General features: G+C 55.7%; 24 protein-coding genes. 9 read left to right on the plus strand and 15 right to left on the minus strand.

Annotated features, from left to right (window positions below; all coding sequences use genetic code 11):
• Nucleotides 1-72 precede the first annotated feature (72 nt).
• From LIO98_RS10130 to LIO98_RS10140, 3 genes are read left to right on the plus strand one after another with little or no spacing between them, the layout of a single operon-like run.
• A complete protein-coding gene (locus LIO98_RS10130) occupies nt 73-735 on the plus strand; it encodes a GntR family transcriptional regulator (protein WP_168952142.1) in 663 nt (220 codons plus the stop codon).
• Nucleotides 736-772: 37 nt separating this feature from the next.
• Nucleotides 773-1,954 carry an amidohydrolase family protein gene (locus LIO98_RS10135; RefSeq protein ID WP_291956450.1) on the plus strand — a complete coding sequence of 394 codons (1,182 nt, stop codon included), beginning with the start codon at nt 773-775 and terminating at the stop codon, nt 1,952-1,954.
• Nucleotides 1,954-3,216 carry an amidohydrolase family protein gene (locus tag LIO98_RS10140; protein ID WP_291956453.1) on the plus strand — a complete coding sequence of 421 codons (1,263 nt, stop codon included), beginning with the start codon at nt 1,954-1,956 and terminating at the stop codon, nt 3,214-3,216. The genes LIO98_RS10135 and LIO98_RS10140 overlap by 1 nt, the downstream gene beginning before the upstream one ends.
• Before the next feature lie 96 nt (nt 3,217-3,312).
• Here LIO98_RS10140 and LIO98_RS10145 read toward each other — a convergent pair whose 3' ends face one another.
• Entirely contained in the window at nt 3,313-3,873 is a 561-nt protein-coding gene (locus LIO98_RS10145) for a manganese efflux pump MntP family protein (protein WP_291956456.1), read from the minus strand.
• Between the two features lie 2 nt (nt 3,874-3,875).
• Complete coding sequence (locus LIO98_RS10150) at nt 3,876-4,916, minus strand: AI-2E family transporter (RefSeq protein WP_291956460.1); 1,041 nt, start codon at nt 4,914-4,916, stop codon at nt 3,876-3,878.
• Between the two features lie 148 nt (nt 4,917-5,064).
• Between LIO98_RS10150 and ftsZ the strand changes: the two genes are divergently transcribed.
• From ftsZ to LIO98_RS10170, 4 genes are all read left to right on the plus strand, one after another.
• The gene (ftsZ, locus tag LIO98_RS10155; RefSeq protein WP_291956530.1) at nt 5,065-6,438 is read left to right on the plus strand and encodes a cell division protein FtsZ; all 1,374 of its coding nucleotides are present in this window, start codon (nt 5,065-5,067) and stop codon (nt 6,436-6,438) included.
• A 267-nt stretch (nt 6,439-6,705) separates the two neighbouring features.
• Nucleotides 6,706-7,206 (plus strand): putative metallopeptidase, encoded by a 501-nt coding sequence (locus LIO98_RS10160; protein ID WP_066741501.1) that lies wholly within the window; start codon nt 6,706-6,708, stop codon nt 7,204-7,206.
• A gap of 114 nt (nt 7,207-7,320) precedes the next feature.
• On the plus strand, nt 7,321-7,623 hold the full coding sequence (locus LIO98_RS10165; RefSeq protein ID WP_291956464.1) for a hypothetical protein: 303 nt from the start codon (nt 7,321-7,323) through the stop codon (nt 7,621-7,623).
• A 111-nt stretch (nt 7,624-7,734) separates the two neighbouring features.
• The gene (locus LIO98_RS10170) at nt 7,735-8,247 is read left to right on the plus strand and encodes a hypothetical protein (protein WP_291956466.1); all 513 of its coding nucleotides are present in this window, start codon (nt 7,735-7,737) and stop codon (nt 8,245-8,247) included.
• Between the two features lie 115 nt (nt 8,248-8,362).
• Here the strand turns inward: LIO98_RS10170 and LIO98_RS10175 are convergent, their stop codons facing one another.
• The 3 genes from LIO98_RS10175 to LIO98_RS10185 are packed head-to-tail and all read right to left on the minus strand — an operon-like array spanning nt 8,363 to nt 9,923.
• Complete coding sequence (locus LIO98_RS10175) at nt 8,363-8,746, minus strand: hypothetical protein (protein ID WP_291956468.1); 384 nt, start codon at nt 8,744-8,746, stop codon at nt 8,363-8,365.
• Between the two features lie 32 nt (nt 8,747-8,778).
• Entirely contained in the window at nt 8,779-9,438 is a 660-nt protein-coding gene (locus LIO98_RS10180) for a YigZ family protein (protein WP_291956471.1), read from the minus strand.
• Nucleotides 9,420-9,923 (minus strand): HIT domain-containing protein, encoded by a 504-nt coding sequence (locus tag LIO98_RS10185; RefSeq protein WP_291956474.1) that lies wholly within the window; start codon nt 9,921-9,923, stop codon nt 9,420-9,422. The genes LIO98_RS10180 and LIO98_RS10185 overlap by 19 nt, the downstream gene beginning before the upstream one ends.
• 238 nt (nt 9,924-10,161) lie before the next feature.
• Between LIO98_RS10185 and LIO98_RS10190 the strand changes: the two genes are divergently transcribed.
• Nucleotides 10,162-10,860 carry a lipid-binding SYLF domain-containing protein gene (locus LIO98_RS10190; RefSeq protein ID WP_291956476.1) on the plus strand — a complete coding sequence of 233 codons (699 nt, stop codon included), beginning with the start codon at nt 10,162-10,164 and terminating at the stop codon, nt 10,858-10,860.
• A 192-nt stretch (nt 10,861-11,052) separates the two neighbouring features.
• Complete coding sequence (locus LIO98_RS10195) at nt 11,053-11,754, plus strand: lipid-binding SYLF domain-containing protein (RefSeq protein WP_291956479.1); 702 nt, start codon at nt 11,053-11,055, stop codon at nt 11,752-11,754.
• A gap of 117 nt (nt 11,755-11,871) precedes the next feature.
• Here the strand turns inward: LIO98_RS10195 and LIO98_RS10200 are convergent, their stop codons facing one another.
• From LIO98_RS10200 to LIO98_RS10245, 10 genes are all read right to left on the minus strand, one after another.
• Nucleotides 11,872-12,630, minus strand: a complete 759-nt coding sequence (locus tag LIO98_RS10200; RefSeq protein WP_291956482.1) for a phosphate ABC transporter ATP-binding protein — start codon at nt 12,628-12,630, stop codon at nt 11,872-11,874.
• 4 nt (nt 12,631-12,634) lie between these two features.
• The gene (locus LIO98_RS10205) at nt 12,635-13,513 is read right to left on the minus strand and encodes an ABC transporter permease subunit (protein WP_291956485.1); all 879 of its coding nucleotides are present in this window, start codon (nt 13,511-13,513) and stop codon (nt 12,635-12,637) included.
• Nucleotides 13,510-14,355, minus strand: coding sequence for an ABC transporter permease subunit (locus tag LIO98_RS10210; protein WP_291956489.1), 846 nt, complete (start codon nt 14,353-14,355; stop codon nt 13,510-13,512). The genes LIO98_RS10205 and LIO98_RS10210 overlap by 4 nt, the downstream gene beginning before the upstream one ends.
• Before the next feature lie 61 nt (nt 14,356-14,416).
• Entirely contained in the window at nt 14,417-15,244 is an 828-nt protein-coding gene (locus tag LIO98_RS10215; RefSeq protein ID WP_291956492.1) for a phosphate ABC transporter substrate-binding protein, read from the minus strand.
• Between the two features lie 498 nt (nt 15,245-15,742).
• Nucleotides 15,743-16,102 (minus strand): large conductance mechanosensitive channel protein MscL, encoded by a 360-nt coding sequence (gene mscL, locus LIO98_RS10220; protein WP_363304264.1) that lies wholly within the window; start codon nt 16,100-16,102, stop codon nt 15,743-15,745.
• Nucleotides 16,103-16,370: 268 nt separating this feature from the next.
• Nucleotides 16,371-16,817 (minus strand): cupin domain-containing protein, encoded by a 447-nt coding sequence (locus tag LIO98_RS10225; protein WP_066741536.1) that lies wholly within the window; start codon nt 16,815-16,817, stop codon nt 16,371-16,373.
• A gap of 86 nt (nt 16,818-16,903) precedes the next feature.
• Complete coding sequence (locus LIO98_RS10230; RefSeq protein WP_291956498.1) at nt 16,904-18,448, minus strand: sodium:solute symporter family protein; 1,545 nt, start codon at nt 18,446-18,448, stop codon at nt 16,904-16,906.
• A gap of 193 nt (nt 18,449-18,641) precedes the next feature.
• Nucleotides 18,642-19,460 (minus strand): AraC family transcriptional regulator, encoded by an 819-nt coding sequence (locus LIO98_RS10235; RefSeq protein WP_291956502.1) that lies wholly within the window; start codon nt 19,458-19,460, stop codon nt 18,642-18,644.
• A 61-nt stretch (nt 19,461-19,521) separates the two neighbouring features.
• A complete protein-coding gene (locus tag LIO98_RS10240; protein WP_291956505.1) occupies nt 19,522-20,799 on the minus strand; it encodes a glycine/betaine/sarcosine/D-proline family reductase selenoprotein B in 1,278 nt (425 codons plus the stop codon).
• Nucleotides 20,800-20,811: 12 nt separating this feature from the next.
• Nucleotides 20,812-22,119: a glycine/sarcosine/betaine reductase component B subunit gene (locus LIO98_RS10245; RefSeq protein ID WP_291956508.1), complete on the minus strand. Its 1,308-nt coding sequence runs from the start codon at nt 22,117-22,119 to the stop codon at nt 20,812-20,814.
• Nucleotides 22,120-22,364 lie beyond the last annotated feature (245 nt).

Consider the following 22,364-nt stretch of genomic DNA (forward strand, 5'->3'; position numbering starts at 1 on the left):
GGCAAAAAAGGAGAATGATGCCACAATATCAGTAAATTTCGACAATTAAACCTGCAAAGGACGTGAATCCGTATGGTAAAACCTAAGACTTTGACGGAGGCTGCTTATGAGGATATAAAGCAGTGGATACTTGAGGGAGAGATAACCCCCGGCAGCAAGATAAGTCTTGAGGATACGGCATCACGTTTAGAAGTAAGCATGACTCCGATTCGGGAGGCTCTTACGAAGCTTCAGCAGGAGGGACTGGTGGAATATATCCCGCGTGCCGGCTGGAGGGCGTCAAAACTCTCAAAGAAAACCTACTTCAAATATAGGGAATTACAGCTTCTTTTGGAGCTGACGCTTACAGAGCTGGCCTTTCCCTATGTTACGGACGAGGCGATAAAGTCCATGGAAGAGGCAAACGAGAGGCTTCGCTATTTCCTTGAGACCCTCCCGAAGAAGGAGCTCCCGCGGGCTCTCCTTAAAGAAAACGATACAATCCATATGACCCTCTTTTCTTGTTACGGCAACGAGGTAATGACAAATATGCTCCAGAATGTGTGGGACTCGATGAGTTATTACCGAATGGTCATGTTCAGCACCGACTATTATCGTGAGATCGGTTATAAGGATCACGAACAGATAATCAAGGCGCTTAAGAAAAAAGATGCTCAGGCGGTCAGATACGCGATGGAGCACCATCTCTCCGAGGGGCCGATATGTCTCGAAGAAAATTTTGACGAAGAACTATAGACGGCACCAAACGACAGGCAGAAAAGGATGGTTGTAAATGGAGTCTCTGGTAATCAGAAAGGCGATGGTTTTCGACGGCGGAAGAGCGCTTGCGGGCCTCTGCGATATCCTGATCGAAAAATCGGTCATTAAATCGATAACGCCATATGACCCCGATATAAAGTTTGCGGGAATAGAGAGCATTGACGCGGATGGAAAGACAGCCCTTCCCGGGCTGATGGATCTGCATGTGCATCTGACCTGGAACGGCGGCGCGGACCCCGCGGAGGATATTCGCCGTGAAAGTGCGGAGGAGCACCTTCTCACAACTGTTGGCAGCGCATTAAAATATCTCGCGGCGGGGATCACCTCCGTAAGAGATCTTGGATCGCCGGAGGATGCCGCTATTTTCGTCGATCGGGCTATAAAGGCGGGCAAGTTCCAGGGACCGAGGATCTTTGCGAGCGGCCAGTCTATCATTATGACCGGCGGACACGACCCTTTTCACGGGATTATGGCCGACGGCCCCTGGGAGGTGCTGAGGGCCGTGAGAAGACAGGTGGCGCTGGGAGCCCCCGTGATAAAGATATCCGCGACGGGTGGCGTATATGGCCGCACGGAGGGAGAGGGGGTCGACGATGTCGAACTGTGCCAGGAAGAGGTCGATATGATCGTGGATGAGGCCCACCGCCGGAATGTGAAGGTCACGGCGCACGCAATCGGCGAAGCCGGCATCAGGGGCTGCCTGAAGGCGGGAATAGACTGTATCGAACACGGACACTGCATTACGGAGGATATGGCGGCGGAGATGAGGGAGAAATGTACCGCCCTCGTGCCGACCTTCTATATTTATCAGCATCTTTCATCAAGCGCCGAGGTGCCGGAGTATGCCCGCAAAAAGGCCGCCGACATCATCGCACGGCACCGTAACGCGCTGAAATGGTGCCATGAGGCCGGAGTCCTTATCGGCGCTGGTTCCGACGCCGGATCGCCATACTCCCCGCATCCCTCGCTGATGGAAGAACTTTACGCTCTTGAAGAGGGAGGCCTCAGCAAAGAAGAGGTCCTGTCCGCCGCTACGGGAAACGCGGCGAAGATAGTTGGTGTTTCGGAAAGGCTTGGCTTTATCAAGGTGGGTTATCTGGCGGATATTGCGATCGTTGACGGCAACCCCTTGGAATCGCTCTCAGCGCTTGAACGACCGGCGCATGTAATCAAGGATGGAGAGGTAATTTTTTAATGGAGCAGCATTACCTTATCTGCGGCAGGTTTTTTGACGGCGTCAACAACGACATTCAGACAGATGTAAAGGTCATCGTATGCGGCGGTAAAATTGTCGAGACCGGCAAAAATCTTCTGCCGCCGGCGGGCTCCGTGGTCACGGATCTGTCAATGTGTATGGTGACGCCGGGGTTTATCGACGCTCACGCCCATTATGAGTTTGTCGGGCCTGAGACCTTCAATTCATTCTCCGTCACTGATTCTGAAGAGATGAAGGCCCTTAATATGGCTTATAACGCGACCCAGTCGCTGCAAAAGGGTTTTACGACCGTGAGGATCACCGGCACTGCATTTCGGGGCTTTGGCTGCGTCGACGTAAAGAGGGCTGTCGAGAGGGTTTTTTTTCCCGCCTCAAGGATGATCGTCGCTCCGCATGCGCTGGGTACTCCTGGAGGACATTGGGATTTTTCAATTTTTCACGGCAACGCCAACCCGTTTATCTCTGATTTTATGGAGCAGCCCTATGCGATCGGCACCGGGGCGGATATGTTTAAATACCTTGTCCGCAAACAGATAAAATATGGAGCCGATTTCATCAAGATCATGGCGGCTGGCGGCTTTGCCTCTCCGGGTGACGACCCCGGGGAGATGCAGCTTGACCGCGATGAAATCAAGGCGATCATCGATACGGCCCATCTTGCTAAAAAAACGGTAATTGCCCACGCCTATACCGCGGAATCGATCGACCTGCTTATTGAGTTGGGAATAGATGAAATAGAGCATGGCACGCTGATGAACGGGAGAACGGCGCAGAAGATGGTGGAAGCGGATGTGAAGTATGTGCCGACGCTCTTCTCGCTGATGCCTCCTGACGATGATATAGACCCTTCGAAGCTGCCGCCAAAAAGCGAGGCTTTTATCAGAAAATTGGTGAAATATGACGGGCAGTTGAAGGAGAGCCGCGAAGTCGTTATAGATTTAGTGAAAAGCGGCGGCATCAAGATCGGCCTTGGCTCGGATATCGTCGGTATCTATCCAAATCACGACGGTTGGCGGGAGTTCAAAGCATGGGTAGACCTTGGAATACCGCCGATGAGGGCGCTCTTTGCCGCGACGAGCGTCAACGCGGATATCGTCGGCCGTCCTGACCTTGGCGCTCTCGTGCCGGGAAAGACGGCTAACATCGCGGCCTGGAAACGGGATCTTCTCTCTGATCCCAGAGCGGCCTCGGAGTGTGCCTTTGTCATGAAAGAGGGGAAGATTTACAAGAATATAAATTGAACTCTGTCACCATAAGCGGCCGTTGTTTTTCTGCCTGTGCCGCTTATGGTTTCGCCCTGGTGTTAACGCCGTTCCAATCACGAAGGCGGCCGCTTTTTATAAAGCGTCGAAGATTATCTTTGCCGCTATCGCGAGCAGGACGCCGCCGCCGAGGTATTCGGCCTTTTTGCCGAAGGCGGTTCCGAAGCGTTTGCCGACAAGCGCGCCTAATATTGAGAGGGAAAAAGTAATGATCCCGGCGAGTATGGCGAGGATCAGCGCCGAACCGCCGGTGCTTTCGATAGAAAAGCCCACCGCGAGGGCGTCAAGCGAGGTGGCGAAGGCCAGCATGGTGACGTTTCTTAAGGTCACCGTCATGCAGCTGCCGCCGCCCTTTTCACAGTCCCGCGCCTCCCTTATCATGTTGACCGCCACCCATATTATGAGCGCCGCGGCGATCCACGGCGTCCAGCTGTCGAAGAAGCCGCTCAGGTGTTCCGCGATCTCTCCGCCGAGCAGAGGCATGAAGAGCTGGAAGAGGCCGAAGGCGGCGCCGAGGATGAGTGCCTCGCGCAGCCGCAGCCGTTCATGACAGAGACCGATACAGATCGAGACGGAAAAGGCATCCATCGCAAGCGACGCCGCGGTTGCCGCCGAGGCTAGATATTCTCCGAACATCGCTAACCGTGATGCCTCCTGAGCCAGCGTTTCCGGTACAGGTCGCAGATTGAGACGAATAGCACAAGCACGAGCGGTCCGACGAATATCCCCAGGAAGCCCCAGACCATCACCCCGCCGAAGAGTCCCATTATTATCAGCAACGTCGGTATTTCACAACCGCCGCTGCCGCCGCTGATGAGGAACGGACGCAGCAGGTTGTCTATCGTTCCCACCACGAGTAGGCCCCAGGTAAAGAGGATCGCCGCGTTTTTAAGGTCTCCCGTAAGGGCCAGATATATGGAGCCTGGGACCCAGACGACCGCCGTGCCCGCGGGAAACATGCCGAAGAAAAACATCAGCATGCCGAAGAGCATTGGGCTTCCGAGGCCGACGAACCACCAGCCGATGCCGCCGATGATAGCCTGCAGCGCTACGGTGAGGATGATGCCGTAGACGATGGAGTTGAGGATGCTGCCGGTGCGCGAGAAGAAATCCTCGTTTTCGTCATGGGAGAGTGGAATGACACTCTTCACATAGTCGATGATCTTTTCGCCGTCTCGGATGAAGAAGAAGGAGATCATGGTGGTGATCATCACGTTGAGGATAAAGCCGGAGCCCTGTTCTATGAGATAGGCGGAGAGCGAGCTGAGAAACTTTGCCAACCACTGGGCGAAGTATTGCAGCACGGATTTCACCGCCTCGGAGTTTTCCAGGAACGAGGTCAGATAATCCGCGGCCCAGATGGGCAGCCAGGCGGGGAAGTCGAAGTCTTTGCCGCTGTAGGCCTGCTGTTGGATCTTCGCGAGAAGCCGCGAGAAGTCGGCCCCCATGCCCGCCGCCTCGATTCCCAGCGTCGAAAGGGCGTAGAGGATCGGAACGAGACAGATCAGCAGAAAGAGCGCCAGCGTAATGCTGGCGGCGAGGCCGGGAAAACGGTTTCGCATCAGCCGCTGATTGACGAGACGGTATATCGGCATCGATATAAAGGAGAGCATCGCCGCCCAGAGGGTCGGCGTTGATATCGGCGCCGTTATATCCCAGGCTAATATGGCAAACAGCACGAAAAAGATTATGAAAGGCAAGTTATCGCCTAAGAAATTTACTGATTCTTTATGTGGGCTCATATAATAAAATTCCTCTCGATGCTATAATAAGATGCGGAGAATATTATACATCAACCAGGTATAGAAAGAGGTGGGTGTTTTGAGCATGCCGGCGGAAAATTTGTATGACCGGGAAGAGCGTGAGCTTGTTGTTCCCGGCAGCGGCGATAGATCGGAAACTGAAATGTCAAATGAATCAGCACCGAAATCCCAGACAATCTTTAAAAAGGCGATAAAGGTCATAGCTGTAGGTGGCGGCGGCGGAAACGCCCTCAACCATATTATTTCGCGCGGTATTGAAGGCGTCGATATGCTTGCCGTGAACACCGACATCCGTTCCCTTGAGATGTCGCTCTGCGATTCTAAGATAATTCTTGGAGAACAGGTAACAAAGGGACTTGGCGCGGGAGCGGTGCCGGAAGTTGGCGAGCGTGCCGCGCTGGAGTCTATAAACGATATCCGCGCATACCTCAAGGGGACCGACATGGTCTACCTCGCGGCGGGCATGGGCGGCGGTACGGGAACGGGGGCCATCCCCATCATCGCGCGTGCCGCGAAGGAGATGGGGATACTTACGGTGGCGGTGGTGACGAAGCCCTTCTCATTCGAGGGGAAGCGGCGGCGTCGCTACGCCGAAGAGGGGATCGAGAAACTCTTCCCTGAGGTCGACGCGCTGATCGTTGTGCCGAACGACAGGCTGCTTGATATCTCCCATAAAACGACGCCGCTGATGGAGGCCTTTCCTCTTGCGGATGAGATACTCCGTCAGGCGGTTCAGGGCGTCACCGACCTTGTGACGCGTCCCGGACTTGTGAATGTTGACTTTGCCGACCTCAAGACCGTCATGCGTGGTGCCGGGCGCTCAGTGATGGGCATTGGAACCGCGAACGGGGAGGATTGTGTGATAAAGGCGGTGAAAAACGCGCTTGAAAGCCCGTTGATGGAATGCTCCATGCACGGCGCGAAGGGCGTGCTGATGAACATCACCTATAAAGGAGAACTGCCGCTTTACGAAATAAGCCGCGCCGCGGAGATCGTGGAGGATGTCATCTCTGACGACGCCAACTTTATCTGGGGCTGCGTAGCCGATCCTTTGATAGAGAACGACGTCGAAATAACGGTCGTTGCCGCCGGTTTTGACGAATCGCAGGGCAGCGTTACGCCGCCGGTAAAAAATGAAAAGCCGAAAGCCTCTTTTGAGACGGCGAAGGCGGAGACCGTTACCGTTGTCTATGAGGAGGCAGCGGCAGCCGTTCAGCCTGAAGAGGCGGTCGAAGTTACGCCCGCGCCGCGGTATGAGCGCCGCCGTCCGTTAGAGCGTGAGGCGCATATTCCCGCCTGGCTGCTTGAGGAAGAGCCGGTAGAGACGAAGGCCGCCGACAATAAGAAACCGACCACTTACACGAAGCCGTCTACATACGAAGTCTATGAAAATCCGACCTTCGTCCGCAGGGGGAACAGTCTGAAGAAACCGCAGTAATCAGTTCCCGCTTGTTTTTTACTAAAAACTTTATCTTTACGATATGTTAGGAGCTCTTCTCTATCAGGAAGAGCTCCTTTTTTAGTCCTTTGTCATATTCCATGTGTGCTGCATATATAGGTTAATAAAAATCAAATTAATTAGACACATTTTTATTGTGGATATTGTGGATAAATGGGAAGCACAGGCGAAAAATCCTGCCGGATGGTATAATGTGGAGGTTTCGAGAGAGAGAAACAGCCACGCTATTAAACGGAGGAATAAAAGATGTCCGTAAAGACAGACGCAGAATTTGATTATGAGATATGTTCAAGCAGGATAAGGCCGATAGCGGAGGCCCTCATCAAAAAATATGACGAACTGCACCATATAGACCCTGATAAGATCCTCTTTGTCGTCAATCACAAGAGCGCCGGCAGCAAGAAACAGATGACGCTTGCCAAGACGACGAAGATATCGCCGAAGTGGACGGAGCTGATTTACCAGCTCGGTTCCTGCTCCTATTTCTATATGATAGAGTTTTACGCAAAGACGACAGCGACGATGGACGAGAGTCAGATGGTGGCGCTCGTATACCGTGAGCTGCGCCGTATCGGACCGGAGGGCGAGATACTCACTCCCGACGTTCACGACTGGTGGCAGATACTGATGGGGCTTGGACGCAAATGGTTCTATCCCGACAGCACCTGTCCCAATCTGCTTGACGAGAATGTCGACTGGAAGAAGCTCATGGGCACCTATTACGAGGAGATCCACCAGGGAGAGTAGCGGCCCCGCAGAGCCCACATATATTTAATACAAAAACACTAAATATCAGCCATAAAACCTTCACATCGGCGGCCTATACTTTGTTTATGTAAGATAAAAACAGAGGTGGTGCAGATGATGAAGGTTTTTTTCGATAAGGTAAAGAGAGCGGCGGCGCTGGCGCTGATGGTGACTGTTGCCGCCGCCGGAAGCGCCGCTGCCGTCCCGCGAAGTCCCGCGATGCCGCCGAAAAACCACGGCCAGATGACGGGACATCCCGATCAGCTCCCGCGGCATAAACCGGCGCCGCATATCGCGCCAAAGCCCGAGCCCGCGCCGCGCCGTTATGAGAGCGCTTCAGGCAATACCGTCACCGCCCTGGCCGTAGGCGCCGTTATAGGCGCTGTCGTCGGCAGCCTCGCCGCAAATTCAAAATAGACCTTCTTTTTATCTCTTTCAGATAAAAGCTGGATTGCCTCAGTCTGCCGGGCATTATTTTCCGCCGCGGCCGGCTGTTGGTTTATCTCAGAGATGTGAGGAGGTGTGAAAATGAAATGTTTAAGCAGACCCGCGGCGGCGCTTACGCTGCTGCTGTTTGCCGCGGGAGGGGCCTTTGCAGCCCCTTCGGGACCGCCGCAGGGACACAAGCTCCCGAGGGGACCTGTCCCAGTGCGGATCAATAACGCCATGCCGGCCGTGCGCCAGAATGGCGGTCCGAAACCCGGCGGTCCCGGACAGCTGGCGCGCCCTCTGCCGCCGGGACAGAATCGGCCCTCCGGACCCGGGCAGGTGAGACCGGGCGGTCCGCAGATGGGCCCCAGGCCTGTAAGGCCGCTGCCGCCGCGTCCCAATATGGCTCCCGGCGTTATGAGGCCGCCGCTTGTCCCCGTACCGCGGCCGAATTACCGTGCTCCCGTATGGCATCCGCGCCCTCAGCCCTATTACGGCCCAGGTTATTACCGTGAGAGGGATAACGACGATACAGGCAAGATCGTGCTCGGTGTCATCGGCGGGCTGATTATTGGCGGTATGCTGAGCAGCGCGATGAACAGCTCGAATTAAGCGCCGTTTCGCCGCTTATGCAGTGCGAAACGCAAAAGCGGAAAGGGAGGTTTCTTATCCCTTTCCGCTTCCGTCTTTTTTGAAGTCTCCCGCGCCGCGGGAGAGGCAATTTTTATCAGCTGCCCAGCTTTATCCTCTCGTACCTGGGTTTGAGGCCTTCGTCGGCGGTGATGGAGAATATCTCAAGGATCGGCAGCCTGCGCCAGACTATCTCCCGGCCGTCGCTCATTGTCAGCTTGATGTCGCTGAGCCCGAGTATCGAGTCCCTGCCGATGTCGCAGGAGACTGACGCTCCCGCGGCCAGCGGTTCCGTCAGCCTGTTTGCCGACCACCTCTCCATTCCCGTCTGCGAAATAGAGAGTCCCGTTATATTACCGCCGCTTTTGTTGACGATCTCCAGCGGCGCCCCGCCGCCCGCGCATTCCGCGGCATGGAGCGTTCCCACCGGAAGCGTAAGCATCAGCGCCACGGTAAATAAGATAAAGAATTTACGAAACATCAGGATCATCCCCCTGCGGCAAATCATTGAAATCAACGCCAGCGTTCGCGCACCAGCGGCTCTTCGTTCCAGCTCAGCTCCGTGAGGAATGAGCGCTGCGCCATCTCCGCAAGCGGCGCCTCCAGCTCCGCCCGCATCGACAGCGGAACTTCAAGTTTCATCACGACGTCCGCGCCGTATTCGATATTGAGACGCTCCTCCGAAAAACCCCACTTGCGCAGCGTGGAGGAGAGCGTCTTTGAGTAGTCGTAGCCACAGCGGAGCCGGAGCGCGTTGTGGAATTCCATCTCGACGGCCCCCGCCTGTTCGACGGCGAGCTCCGCCGCCGCCTTGTAGGCGTCGATCAGGCCGCGCACGCCGAGCTTTATCCCGCCGAAGTAACGCGTGACGACGATCAGGGTGTTTGTGAGCTCGTGGCGCTTGATCGCCCCAAGGATCGGCCGTCCCGCGGTACCGGCGGGTTCTCCCGCGTCGGAACAGTGCTCGAGGGGCGTGCCGCCGCCGATGCGGTAACCCCAGCAGTGGTGGTTGGCCTTCGGGTACAGCTCGGGAAACCTTTTGATCGTCTCCGCCGCCTCGTCCGCGTCGAGCACTATGCGCACGGAGCCGATAAAACGGGAGCGCTTTTCGGTAAATTCCGCGTCGCAGTCGCGGCGCGGCGCGCGGAAGACGTTCAGCTGACCTGCGGCCATATTGCCTTCAGCCTGGAATATGTCGAGGCAAGCGACTCCGATACGACCCGTACCTCTCCGATGACGGGCATGAAGTTCGTGTCTCCGTTCCAGCGCGGTACGATGTGCATGTGAAGATGCTGGTCGATGCCCGCTCCCGCCACCTTGCCGAGGTTCATTCCGATGTTGAAGCCGTGCGGCTGCATCAGCTCCGTAAGCGCCCTGACCGACCTCTGGACGAGCGCCGTCATCTCGCCGAATTCCTCCGCCGACAGCGAGGTGACGTCCGCCGTGTGGCGGTAGGGGACGACCATAAGGTGCCCCGGGTTATAGGGATAGGCGTTCATTATCACGAAACAATACTTCCCGCGTTCGATGATGAGGCGTTTTTCATCCTCGTCAAGCTTGGGGAAGTTGCAGAAGATGCAGCCCTTCTCCTGCGGGTCGCCGTTATCCGAGTTTGAAAGTATATACTGCATACGCCAGGGCGCGAAGATTTTATCCATAAATGATCATCCTTTCCTTTGTGATCCATGATGCAGAGAGCAATATTTCGTTCGGCTGGCCCCGCCGGACGGGGCCGCCTAGCCTATGCGAATAGACATATCCTATCCTATCTGTTCGCATTTACACCTTCGTTAATTACATATATATAATTATATTGCTTTTAATGGTTTTGATGGAGCCTATATTATAAAATCATAATATAATAAAAACAGAGGTACCACAAAAGGAGGAAAAAAGATGAAAGTTAGCAGAAAAATTACCATTTTTGCGCTGATCGCGCTTCTCGTCGCCGGCGCGGCGCAGGCCGCCTTCGCGGAGACGGCGCATATGAGGCGCATCCGGCTCTCGGCCGACCTTATCAACAAGATGGCCAAAGAGCAGGATGCCGACGCGCTGGCCGACGTTATAAAGTCGGGCAAGGGTGTCGCCATCTTCCCCGCGGTGACGAAGGCTGGCCTGGGCATCGGCGGGCAGACGGGCGAGGGTGTCGTATTTCTCCGCCAGTCCAACGGCAGATGGACTGGCCCCGCCTTTATGGGGATATCGGGAGCCTCGATCGGCTTCCAGATCGGGGTACAGTCTGTGGGACTGGTGCTCGTCATCACCAATGAACAGGGGCTGCGGGCCTTTACGGGCGGCAACAGCTTCAAGCTCGGGGCCGACGTGGCGATCGCCGCCGGTCCGGTCGGACGTGACACCTCCGCCGCGACGGACGGACGCGCTAAGGCCTCCATCTACAGCTACTCAATGTCCAAGGGGCTCTTTGCCGGCATCTCCATCGACGGTTCGGTCATAAATCAGAACCGCGACGCGAACAAAGCCTACTGGGGACGCGATATTTCGGCGGCAAACGCGCTGAAGAAGCCCGCGACGGACAAATGGGTGGCGCCGCTTATCAAGGCGCTCAACAATCTCGTCAAGAAGGCTCCTAAATAATATTTAACAATATTTCTTAACGGTAAGAGTCCGCCCCCATCGCAGCAGGGAGCGGACTCTTTTTTGCCGTCTATACGGAAAAAGGGGCTGATACGGTAATTTTACCGCCACGTCCGAAGGCAAATTACCATCCCCGCCCTCCTCTTTCCGGAGTAAAACTATAACCAGCAAACAGGAGAGGGGAAATATAAAATGAAAAAACTTATCGGACTTTTCTTCCTCATGATAATGGTGGTATTCACCGTTATATTTGTCAACGAGGCTTACGCGGCGGAGACTCCGCTTTACATGAAGCGTATCGAGATGGCGACAGACCTTGTCAACAAGATGGCACTGCAGGCGGATGCCGCGGGAATGGCGGACACGATCCGCTCTTCTAAGGGAGTGGCGATCTTTCCCGACGTCGCCAAGGCGGGTTTCATAATCGGCGCTGAGGAGGGGCAGGGCCTTGTGCTGCTGCGCACGGAAAACGGCGGCTGGAGCGGCCCCGCCTTTATGGGGATTTCGGGAGCCTCCGTCGGTTTTCAGGCTGGCGCCGAATCGATCGGGCTCGTGCTGGTGATAAACAATGATAACGGGCTGCACGCCTTCACCGGCGGCAACAGCTTCAAGCTCGGCGCCGACGTGGCGGTCGCTGCGGGACCGGTGGGACGAGAGTTTGGCGCCTCGACGAACGCGCCGCTCAAGGCCTCGCTCTACAGCTATTCTATGACCGAGGGACTCTTCGCGGGGATATCACTCAGCGGCTCGGTGATCAATCAGAACAGGGACCTCAACCTCGCCTACTGGGGAAAGAGGATGACCGCCCAGCAGGCACTTGCCGATCCGGCGACCAACTCGCGTATCCTGCCGTTGGTACGCGCGCTTGATGGCCTGATGGAAAAGGGAAAATAGGAAAATACAGCGCCCCGCAATAAAAACGGCGCTTTATAATATAGAGCGGCAAGGTAAAACAGGCGGCGTCCTCCACCTCAAGGGGGGGGGCGCCGCCTGTTTTTATGCCGGCCGTATCTAAAGCAGCTCCTCGAGAAAAATCTCCGCCGCCTCTCCGCGCGGGAGAGCCTCACGCTCAAACTCGTTGATTATGCGTCCCTCGCTCAGGATCTTGAAGTGCGCGCCGAGCTTTCTCGCCTGCGCGAGGCTGTGCGAGACCATGATCAGCGGTATCCGCGCCTCCAGCCTCTTCAGATGTTCCTCAATGAGCTCGGCGGACTTTTTGTCGAGCGAAGCCGTCGGCTCGTCAAGCAGGAGGATGTCCGGTTCAAGCGCGAGCGTCCGCGCGAGGCACATCCTCTGCTGCTGGCCGCCGGAAAAACTTGCGGCGTGCCGGTTTAAGCGGTCCTTTACCTCATCCCAGAGGCCAACGTCACGGAGGCTCTTTTCCATCTGCCCTTCGGCCTCGTCCCTTTTAAGGCCCAGCGTCAGCTCAAGGGGCAGGATCATGTTCTTCCTGAGGGAGAGCGGCAGCGGATTCGGGCTCTGAAAGACCATGCCAACGCTGCGCCGTATCCGCGTCAAATCCGGTGCCTCGCTGCCGTAAACCGGTTTCATGCCGCCCCCTATCGCGAGCCGCACCGTTCCCGTTCCCACGTAGCCGGCGAAGCTCTCGTTCAGCCGGTTCAGGGCGCGCAGCAGCGTCGTCTTGCCGGAGCCGGAACGTCCTAACAGCACTGTGATGCCATGCCGCGGAATATCGGTGGTAATGCCGTGCAGCACCTCTTCGCCATTGAAGGAGACGCACAGCTCCCTTATCTCAGCGCAATTTTCCATAACGTCAATATATCCCCTTCCAGCGGCGTTCCATGCCCCTCTGACAGAGCCAGGCAACCCCCATCAAAAAGGCCGAGAGCAGCAATAAAACCAGCGAGGCACCGAATCCGCGCAATAATTCGCTTTCGTCGGCATACTGCGCCGCGGTGTAATAGATCAAAAACGGCAGAGCTTCAAACTTTGCGGCAAGACCGGCGGGCAGCCCTGAATTCACGACGACGCCCGTCAGCATTATCACGGCGGTATCCTCCGCCGCACGCCCCATTGAGAGGATTATCCCCCCTAAGATACCGCACGCGGCGGCGGGAAGCAGCAGGCGGCGCAGCAGCTGATTCTCAGAAAAACCCAGCGAGGCACCGGTTAATTCAAGCATCGGCGGCAGGCTCTCCATCGAAGAGCGCGTCGTCACCACAAGCGACGGCATCACAAGCAGCGCCAGACAAAAAGCGGCGAGAGAGATGCTCGTCGTCGCGCCGGGCGCGAAGGTGTGCCGCAGCACGAGGATCAGCACAAAGCCGAAGAGCCCCATCACGATCGAGGGGACGCTCGCGAGCAGGTCGACGGCGAGTGAGAGACGCTCTTTCGTATGTCCCCTGGCGAAACGCGCGAGGTAGATGCCGCAGCCGATGCCCGGGACCGCCGCCATCAGCATCGTCAGAAGGACGAGACAGAAGGTCCCCGCGAAGGCCGGCCAGATACCCTCCCAGACGGGACGCAGTCCTATGATCGCCTCATAGGGCGGCGTATCGCCGAAGAAAAGCTGCCGCCCGAGAAGGGGGAATCCCTTCTCCGCGAGGAAAAAAATCAGCGCCCCGCAGGCTCCGGCCACATAGACAGCCCCTGCGCAGGAGATAACGCCGCAGATCAAAAGCCGTTTTTTCATCCTCTTTCACTCCCTCGGCGGATCGCTCTAAAGAGAATATTCGCCCCCGTGCTCAGCGCAAGCAGGATGCCGCCGGCGACGAAGAGAGAATAATAGGCCGTGCCGCCGACATCGGAGGAGAGTACGAGCCCGATATGCGCCGTCAGCGTACGGATGGCCTCAAAGGGCGAGACCGGGTACTGCACGGCGTTGCCGGCCAGCATCGTGGGGATCATCGTATCGCCCGCCGCGCGTCCGAAGCCCAGCAGCGCCGCTCCCCAGAGCCATTCCCTGCAGGCCGGCAGCACGACATAGACGAGATGTTCGGCGCGGGAGAGGCTGAGAGACTCGGCGGCGAGGCGGCTCTCCCGCGCCGTCTGGGCGACGGCGCTCTCCATTGTCAGCACCATCGTCGGCGTAATAAGCAGCGAGAGTACGAGGGCGGCTGTAAACCAGGAGAAGCCCGAGCCTCCCAGCCCGTCGCGTATCAATGGCACGAGGAGGAATACGGAGGCAAAGCCGTAGACGACCGTAGGTATCGCCGTCATGAGGCGCAGGAGCGACGAAAGCAGCGAGGCGCTGTATTTTTCGCCAAAGCCATGTATATAGCAGATACATCCGAAGGAGATGAGCCAGCCCAGGGCCAGCGACGAGAGGGAGAGCGCCGCGGTGGCCGCGATCATCGGCAGAATGCCGAAATCCTGCGTCTCCGGATGCCATACGGAGGTAAAGAGCGTCGGGCCGCTCATAAAAAGCCCCTCCGCGGCGTAGAAGGTTATAAAGACGAAGACGGTCGCCAGCAGCGCCGTCACGTAAATCGCCGAGGCCCGCAGCCCGAGCGGAGTATTTGGGGAATCTATCATCATAGGCCGCCTTTTATAAAGACGGGGCGCCAAGGTCAATTTTTCCGGCGCCCTGCAGGATTTACTTCTTCCGAGGAAGCGGGATGTAGCCGCTGTCCCTGATGATCTGCGCGCCCTCCGGCGAGTAGATGTAATCAATGAAGAGCGCCGTAAGCCCCGCCGGCTTGCCCTTGGTGTTCATGAAAAGATCGCGCACGACGGAGTATTTGCCGTTCGCGGCGTTCTCCTGAGTCGCGGTCATCCCAGCGAGCTTGGGAGCCTTCACCGAACTGTCGATATGCCCGATCCCAACGTAGCCGATCGCGCGGGCGTCCTTCGCCACGGCGGTCTTCATCGCGCCGTTGGAATTTACGACGTTGGCCTTCGCGGCGACGCTGCCCTTTTTGATCGCCTTGTCGGTGAAGACCTCACGGGTGCCGCTGCCGTCCTCGCGCACATAGAGATTGATCTCCGCGTCGCTGCCGCCGACCTCTTTCCAGTTGGTGATCTTGCCGGCGTAGATGTCGATAAGCTGTTCAAAGGAGAGCTCGGCCACCTTATTGGCGGGATTCACGACGACCGCTACCCCGTCGATCGCGAAGGGGAAGCTCTCGAGGCCGTATTTCTCGATCTCGTCCTTCTTTAGCGGGCGGCCGGTGTTGCCGATCTGCACGAGCCCCTCGCCGGCCTGTTTTACGCCGACGCCCGAGCCGCCGCCGGCCACGGTGATGCGGATATCGGGATTCGCGCCCATAATGCGCTTGGCCGCCTCTTTCATGACCGGGATATGCGCGGTGCCGCCCGCGATATCGATCTTGCCCTTCTGCCCCTTAAAAACATCCAGCGGTGAGGCCGCAAAGGCCGTGGCCGCGAAAAGGCAGATTACTGCCGCGAGAAGAATTTTCTTCATAACTGGAACACTCCTTATATATTTTTATTGTCCAATACAAAAGGCCAGGTCACAGGCCAAAGACCGGCAACAGCCGTGAGACCGCCGCCATATCAAAACGCCATATCAATGCAGGGAGAAATTTATTATAGGTGGGCCGGAGCCGTTATCCGGCCAGAAAAGAAGATCCGGCGGAAAAATAGGACCAGGCGACCGCGCAATGCATCCCGTGCATTTTATCAGCGCTAGATCACGTCATCTTTTTCCACCGTCCTTAAAATCGTTACATTATATTTACCAGTGTAATATCACACTGAACCGGCTAAATGTCAATGAGAAGTTTTGCTTTAAAGTTAAAATTTAGGCAAAAAAACAAAAGGGGAAAACCTTTGAACGAAAGGTTTTCCCTTTTGTTGGACCGAAAACGGCGGACGGAGTTTACAGCTCGGAGGTGCAGTGCGGGCAGCGGGTAGCCTTTTCGTTGATCTCCGAGAAGCAGTAGGGGCAGAGGCGCGGCGGCTATTCCGGCTCCGCGGGCTTCTCCGTTCTCAGCCTGTTGGCGAATTTGACGACCATAAAGATAGCCCAGGCCTGGATGAGAAAGTTGATGACGGTGTTAATGAAGGAGCCGTAGGCGATGACGGGGATATTCTGCGCCTGCGCCTCGGCGAGCGTCGCCGCGTGGCTGCCCGAGAGGCTGATGAAAAGATTTGAAAAATCCATTCCTCCGGCCAGCAATCCGATCGGCGGCATGAGAACGTCGTTGACCAGCGAGGTGACTATCTTTCCGAAGGCCGCGCCGATGATGACGCCGACCGCCATATCCACCACATTGCCGCGCATCGCGAATTCCTTAAAGTCCTTGAGCCAACCTTTCATAATGAGACCTCCTATAAATAATTACGGTGTTATAAAAATAATATAACACTGAATTGCAGCTATTTATGTGTAGTTAGCATTTTATATCAAACATATATGCGTACAAGGGATATTTTACTGATAAAGAAAAAAGGGGCGGAGCGAGGTTCTCCGATACATATACTGCCGACGCCACAAAAAGGCGAAGGGAAAAAAATCCCTTCGCCGCAATCCGAGGTTATTATGGCTTACCGCTGCACCGGCCCCGGCGGCTTCTTAGAAACGGTGATTATTCCTGGCCGGCGAGCTTGTCGCCCTTCGGCTTTACCCGCTCCCAGATCTTCGCCACCTTTTCGTCATCCCAGACAAAGCTGTCATAGGTTCTCAGCTTATTGTAGCCCCAGAAAACCCTGATAGTTTTATCTCCGTTGTTATAAATCGAATGCTTGGCATTGACCGGCATATATATAGCCGTACCGGGGCCGCACTGCTGCTCCTGGTCGTCTACCCGCACAAGAGCGGTACCTTCGATAAAATAGTACCATTCCGCCGCGTCTTTATGGTGGTGCAGAACATGTTTTTCTCCCGGGTCTAATTCATAGATGCCGAAGAACAGGTCGGGGCTGTCGGGGTCGGACAGGACTTTGAAGCGCCCCTTGTCCTCCGCAAAAATTTCCGGTATTCCCGTGTAGTCTCTCCAAGAATCTACTTCGTCTTCATGATAGAAATACTTCATTTTTAAAAACCCTCCTGTTGTGTTTTATTGTGTTTCAAATCGCTTAACCTATTTTGTAATATCAATATAGGTGCCGTTAAAACTCATTAATGAGCGGCGACCCTTTTGAAGGCGCTGTCGAGCATCTTTATACACAGGAACATCAGGATAGTGCCGATTATTATGTATATCCAATTCACCCATGTCCCGATACCTATTGAGAGGATCAAAGAGCCGGAGGCGCCGAGGAAACACGCTTTGAAAATGTCGGAATCGATCTTTTGCCCGCGTTCGTTAAAGCCGGGAAGCAGCGGTTTTATTGTATTTTCACCGGCGGTCATCTTGGAGACGAGGATCGTTGAAATTGCGGAAAAAGAGACTCCCCAAACTATTGGAAGCGGCAGTTTCATGCTGACGGTAATTATAGCTGTAATCGCGCCCACCAAGATGCCTGTGACGAGCCCCTTTGCCGTAGCTTTTTTCCAGAACATACAGCCCATCAGGGGGAAGAATATCGCCGAAGAATAGACATTGAAACCAAGACCGATAATTGCAATTATCCCCTTTACTTTAAGCACAAAGAATATGGAGAGCACTGCAATAACGACGGTTATCAGGCGGCAGTACAGAAGTTTCTGTTTTTCCGTCGTATTTTTAGGGAGGGAAGGCTCAACGATATCTACCATCGTGCATAATACGGCGGTCTGCAGGTTCGAGTCGATCGTGGAAATTGTCGCCGCGAGAATTGCCGCGAGCATGAGTCCGACGAATCCCGGTGACAGCACCCGTGAGATCAGAGCGAATATAGCGCCGTCTTTATTGTCTCCCAATACCGACGGTTCAATCAGCATGGCGGCCGAGAGGCCGAAGAATACGACAAAACCCGCAAGCAGCACACAAAAGGTAAAACCAAACATGCTTCCGGTGACGGCGGTTTTCTCGTCCTTCGCCGTGATAAACCGAGTTAAATGCGAAACGTCGCAGCAGGCGGCAAGTACGCCTCCCAGCAGAAAACCAAACCACCATAAATTTGGCTGCAATGAAAAATACTTCGAGGCGTTTAAGGTACTGTGCAGTGCCTCCGGGGTAACGCCGCACTTTGTGACCAGCGCATAGGGGAAGAGGAAGAAGATCAGGGGCATCATTATGCACCATTGAAGGACGTCGTTGTAGACGACGGATACAAGCCCGCCGATCGCGGTATAGGCGACCGCGATACATACGCCCAATATCAGGGAATATTCATATGTCAGTCCATACTTCCCGAACATGAGGTGCACAAGAAGGCCGATGGCTGCCATATTGCTGCTCAATATTGACAGGGACATCCATGTGCCGCCGAGCCCCACTAATTTTTTTAGTGTTTTTGACTCAAATCGTCTTAAAAAAATATCACCGGCGCTGCGAATTTCAATGGAATTTGAACACTTTTTGATCTTTCTCGCAATGCCGGACATGACCGCGATCCAGGCCCCCAGACTGTAGCACTGGCTGGAGATCAGCACGGACGCGCCGTTGACGTACGCTCCCGCGCTGTATCCTACCAGAGCGGAGGAGCCCTTCATGGTCGCTCCCTGAGTGCATAATGTCGAGAAGATCCCGAAGGATTTTCCGCCAAGAAGGAAATCGTCGCCCCCCTTTGTCTTTCTCACACTCTGATATATACCGTTAGCTATGATTACGAAGAAATAAAAAACAATCACCCATAGGTCTAAAGAGGTTACTCTTAGGTAAGACATAGATATCATCTCCTTTAATATTGGTGTTTTAATGCCTCTTGTTTATGCAAGCGGCAAAAGCAAAGTACGCAGCAGACATTTCCCGCTATTTTTCAGGGCTGATTTCCTAAGTCCCGCGGCAGACATTCCCGTAGCGGTTGGGGTTGACTCCGGTTATCTTCAGGAAGGTCTTTGAAAAATGGCTCTGGTCGGTGAAGCCGAGCTCGTAGGTTATCTGAAGCAGCGGAAGTCCCTCCGCCATCATCTCCTTCGCCCTGTTCACGCGGAGCTGGTTTATATAGGCGTGCGGAGAGAGGCCGACCTCTTCCTTAAAGAGCCTCATGAGATAAAAGGGGCTGATGTGGGCGATCTCCGCCAGCTCTTCGATGTTGGGCACGGAGGCGAAGTTATCCTTCAGATATTCCTTCACGGCAAGGATGTGCGACGATTTTACGATCATCCTCGAGATTGTATTGCCGGCCATCTTTGAGAGAAGCAGCTCCGAGCTTTTGATGATGTCGCTGATATCAGACTCGGAGCCCGCTTCGACGCCGCGCTGGATATTCAGGTAGCTCTCCCAGAGCGCGGGATCGGAGAAGCATGATACAGAGGCTTTTTCGTTCTCAACGGCTCTCTTTGCCTCTCCGGACAGGCCCTCTTCCTTGACAAAGACGGTCCTGTAAGAGCATTCTCCCATTTGTGAGGAGAGATTGAAGCTGTGCGGCACCTCCGGCCCCAGGATGAGGAAGTCTCCCGGTTTCAGGTCCAGCCGGAAATCACGGAAGTTCATCGGCAGAATGCCGCTCTCCACGATGCTGATGGTGTAGCCGTGATGCAGATGCGAGGAGTCGCGCGAGGGCGGCAGATTTTTCGCCGTCAAAAAGTCCAGGCATTGAAGCGGTTTTCTGCTCCAAAGTTTTCTGATGGCCCTATTTTTTTCTTTCATCTGCACGCCCCCCTTTTTTTGAACAAAGGCCGCCCGCCGGCATCGCTCCGGCAGGCGGAAGTTATTTGGCTACCTTCTCCAGCGCCTCAAGAATGAGGGCCCGGCGCTCGTTATATTCGGCGCCGCCGTCCTCGCTGGGATTAGCCAGCGGATGTGGTATCGCCACTCCGTGGACGACGCGGTTGCTTCCGAATGTATGGGCGATCGGGTCTATCGCCGTGATATGGGCGCAGGGTATCCCCTTGCGCTCCACCTCTTTGGTTATCGCTGCGCCGCAGCGGGTGCATGAGCCTCAGGTGGAGACCATGATCGCGGCGTCGACGCCGGCTTTGCTCAGCGTCTCCGCGATGCCGCGGCCGAAGGCTTCGCCGTTGAGCAGCGACGCTCCGGTGCCGGCGGTGGTGTAGTAATACTCATGCAGCTTGCCGATGACGCCCTCTTTTTCCAGGCCGCGCATGACGTCCACGGGCACGATGCGGTTGGGGTCGGCATTGGCGAAGCTGGTGTCGTACCCGCCGTGTATCGAGATGACGGCGCCCGGCTCGAGGCGCTCCGCGCCGTCAATCGGGTAGACGCCGTATTTGGTTGCGGAGGAGCTCTCTATCTTGTCGGGATTTCCCGCCGGTACGATGCCGCCGGTATTGAGCAGCGCGACCGTCGCCTTGCTCAGGTCGCCGACGGCTTTGGCGACGGCCACCTTCTCGGGAATGGCCTGAAGGTATTCCGAGGTGAAAGGCTCGCCCTTCATCTTTTTAAGAAGCATCTCCACGGCCCGCTTGCCGCCGTTTTCTTCGCGGAAAAAGTTGTTCCTGATGTGACGGTGGAAGTAGTTCTCTTCCGCCGCGGAGCCTAGCTCCCTCTTCTCCAGCAGCTTCTCCGCGAGCTTTGCCATATCTTCGAGCGCCGGTTTGATGGCGCGCGCCGAATTGCCCGTCTTGACGATATACATCTCGTCGCGGAACATCTCCACGGCGGGGCTCTCGAAATTCATACCGGCGACTCCGGGAATCCCAAGCGTTTCATGCGCCAGCCTGATCACATGGCCGCAGGCGAAGCCGTATCTTCCGGCGTAGAACGACGGTCCGGCGATGATGATGTCCGGCCGGTATTCATCGAGCGCCTTTTTGAAATCGGCGAGCACCGCGTCGGTATGTTCCGCGAAATAATTGTCGCCGCAGACGTAGGTGGCGCAGATTCGGGCTTTGCCGTCAAGGAGCTTGTCCAGCTGTGCGCCGGGGCCGACAGCTCCCGCCACCAGCTTCGGTTCAAAGTCGGCCTTGTCCTCGCCGCCGATACCCGCGAAGAACTGGTTTATATAGTGAAGGATCTTATATGTCATCCGAAAGCCCCCTTATATCCAATCCGCGGAGAGGCGGCTAATGCCCGCCTGCGCGCAGGAACATGGTATATGGATGAGCTCGGTGTAAAAATGCTCCGGCTCCTCCGGCCCGCGGCCGATCGCCGCCCTCACAAGCTCAAGCGAGGCTGGGTTTCCGATCAGCGCCTCAAGCCTTTCCGGTATGGCGAGCAGCTGGTGCGTGTTGCCGACGCTGACCATCGCGTCGCACTCCGGCACCCAGTCGGCGAGGCCGGGGCTTTTTCCGTCGCGGCCGCCGAGCTCGTCGGAGATGATGACGGTTTTTACGCCCGCCTCCTCAAGATTCTTAACGTTAAGCATAATATCCTCGTCTGGATTGCCGTGTCCCTCAGTGACGAGGACCGCCCCCTCCGCCCCGATGAGCTTTGCGAGCTTGGCGGTAAAGAGGCTCGCGCGCTGCTTGCCCTCCAGCGTCGTCACCTCGTTGTGCAGGATCACGCCGAGGAAGCGGAGACGTTTCCCGTGCTGCTCGAAAAATTCCTCGATCACGGGGCTGTTCTGCACCTCGTACATATACTGCTTGTCCGAACATACGGTGCAGTGGGCGCCGAGGAAGGTCGTCACCGCTCCGTCGAGAATCTCGTTGGGGTGTAGCATCGTCGGGATCATCGTCGTTCCCGCGAGCTGCCCGTAGACGTGGAAGTCGATTATCTCGGGATTCTGTCCCAGCATCTGCATCACATAAACGACGCCTGGCAGCTTTTCGTCTGCCGGCGCCAGTTCATAACGCCTGACCTCGTCGGCTTTGATATCCGCGCAGCGTTCCGCGAGATAGGCGGCGAGTCGGAAAGAGGCGAAGCGGCAGGCCTCGTCCGTTGAAAGAGTCTCATCCTTGAGCCTCTCCGGCCTCACATGGGCCTCCAGCACCAGATTGAAGGTCTTTGAAAATGGCGTATATTCGGCGGCGGGACCGCTCATATCCACGAGTCCGCCCGTGCGGCACTTTAAGCCTTCGTCGCCGCTTTCGGTCACTAGCACCGCGCAGTTTTTCAGCGCCAGCGTCGCGCCGATACCGGCCTGTTTCATCCCGCCGACAATGCCGGGAAAGACCGCGCCCTCCGAAGAGAGCTTGCACCTTGGCTCGATGGCGGCCTTGACCGGGATGATCCTGACATTCTCTCCGGGGCGTGCGATATGCAGAGAAAAGCCCGCAACCACGGGAAAGTCACCGCATGACGCTATGGCCTCGTCCCTATTGACATAAAGGACGCCGTCTTTGACGGTGGTCTTTTCTCCCCACTCAAGGCCCCTGATGTTTATCTTATGAAGATCTAGTTTCAAAACGACCCTCCCCTTTTCTATGCTCCCGCCATGCCGGCGTATGACGAAAGACACCGTTATAAGAACTCCGCTACTATATTAAAGTACGGGGACGGCCGAGGTCTTGTAAAAAAATGCAATAAAAATAATAGATGAAACAATTTTTTATAGACGGGCAAAAAATTTTTAATAAATCTATCTTATTGCAGGCAGAGGACTATCGTGATGGCCTAACAGGGGCTTTTATACGAGGTAATTAATAAAAT

This window comes from Cloacibacillus sp. (genome assembly GCF_020860125.1).
Lineage (GTDB): Bacteria > Synergistota > Synergistia > Synergistales > Synergistaceae > Cloacibacillus.

Bases quoted from the DNA above. Each gene is read 5' to 3' on its own strand.
- LIO98_RS10200 (WP_291956482.1), bottom strand. From the start codon at position 12,630: ATGGAAAATTGCGCTGAGATAAGGGAGCTGTGCGTCTCCTTCAATGGC.
- LIO98_RS10170 (WP_291956466.1), top strand. From the start codon at position 7,735: ATGAAATGTTTAAGCAGACCCGCGGCGGCGCTTACGCTGCTGCTGTTT.
- LIO98_RS10190 (WP_291956476.1), top strand. From the start codon at position 10,162: ATGAAAGTTAGCAGAAAAATTACCATTTTTGCGCTGATCGCGCTTCTC.
- LIO98_RS10235 (WP_291956502.1), bottom strand. From the start codon at position 19,460: ATGAAAGAAAAAAATAGGGCCATCAGAAAACTTTGGAGCAGAAAACCG.
- LIO98_RS10225 (WP_066741536.1), bottom strand. From the start codon at position 16,817: ATGAAGTATTTCTATCATGAAGACGAAGTAGATTCTTGGAGAGACTAC.
- LIO98_RS10140 (WP_291956453.1), top strand. From the start codon at position 1,954: ATGGAGCAGCATTACCTTATCTGCGGCAGGTTTTTTGACGGCGTCAAC.
- ftsZ (WP_291956530.1), top strand. From the start codon at position 5,065: ATGCCGGCGGAAAATTTGTATGACCGGGAAGAGCGTGAGCTTGTTGTT.
- mscL (WP_363304264.1), bottom strand. From the start codon at position 16,102: ATGAAAGGTTGGCTCAAGGACTTTAAGGAATTCGCGATGCGCGGCAAT.
- LIO98_RS10195 (WP_291956479.1), top strand. From the start codon at position 11,053: ATGAAAAAACTTATCGGACTTTTCTTCCTCATGATAATGGTGGTATTC.
- LIO98_RS10165 (WP_291956464.1), top strand. From the start codon at position 7,321: ATGATGAAGGTTTTTTTCGATAAGGTAAAGAGAGCGGCGGCGCTGGCG.
- LIO98_RS10145 (WP_291956456.1), bottom strand. From the start codon at position 3,873: ATGTTCGGAGAATATCTAGCCTCGGCGGCAACCGCGGCGTCGCTTGCG.
- LIO98_RS10135 (WP_291956450.1), top strand. From the start codon at position 773: ATGGAGTCTCTGGTAATCAGAAAGGCGATGGTTTTCGACGGCGGAAGA.
- LIO98_RS10205 (WP_291956485.1), bottom strand. From the start codon at position 13,513: ATGAAAAAACGGCTTTTGATCTGCGGCGTTATCTCCTGCGCAGGGGCT.
- LIO98_RS10130 (WP_168952142.1), top strand. From the start codon at position 73: ATGGTAAAACCTAAGACTTTGACGGAGGCTGCTTATGAGGATATAAAG.
- LIO98_RS10215 (WP_291956492.1), bottom strand. From the start codon at position 15,244: ATGAAGAAAATTCTTCTCGCGGCAGTAATCTGCCTTTTCGCGGCCACG.
- LIO98_RS10160 (WP_066741501.1), top strand. From the start codon at position 6,706: ATGTCCGTAAAGACAGACGCAGAATTTGATTATGAGATATGTTCAAGC.
- LIO98_RS10175 (WP_291956468.1), bottom strand. From the start codon at position 8,746: ATGTTTCGTAAATTCTTTATCTTATTTACCGTGGCGCTGATGCTTACG.
- LIO98_RS10210 (WP_291956489.1), bottom strand. From the start codon at position 14,355: ATGATAGATTCCCCAAATACTCCGCTCGGGCTGCGGGCCTCGGCGATT.
- LIO98_RS10185 (WP_291956474.1), bottom strand. From the start codon at position 9,923: ATGGATAAAATCTTCGCGCCCTGGCGTATGCAGTATATACTTTCAAAC.
- LIO98_RS10180 (WP_291956471.1), bottom strand. From the start codon at position 9,438: ATGGCCGCAGGTCAGCTGAACGTCTTCCGCGCGCCGCGCCGCGACTGC.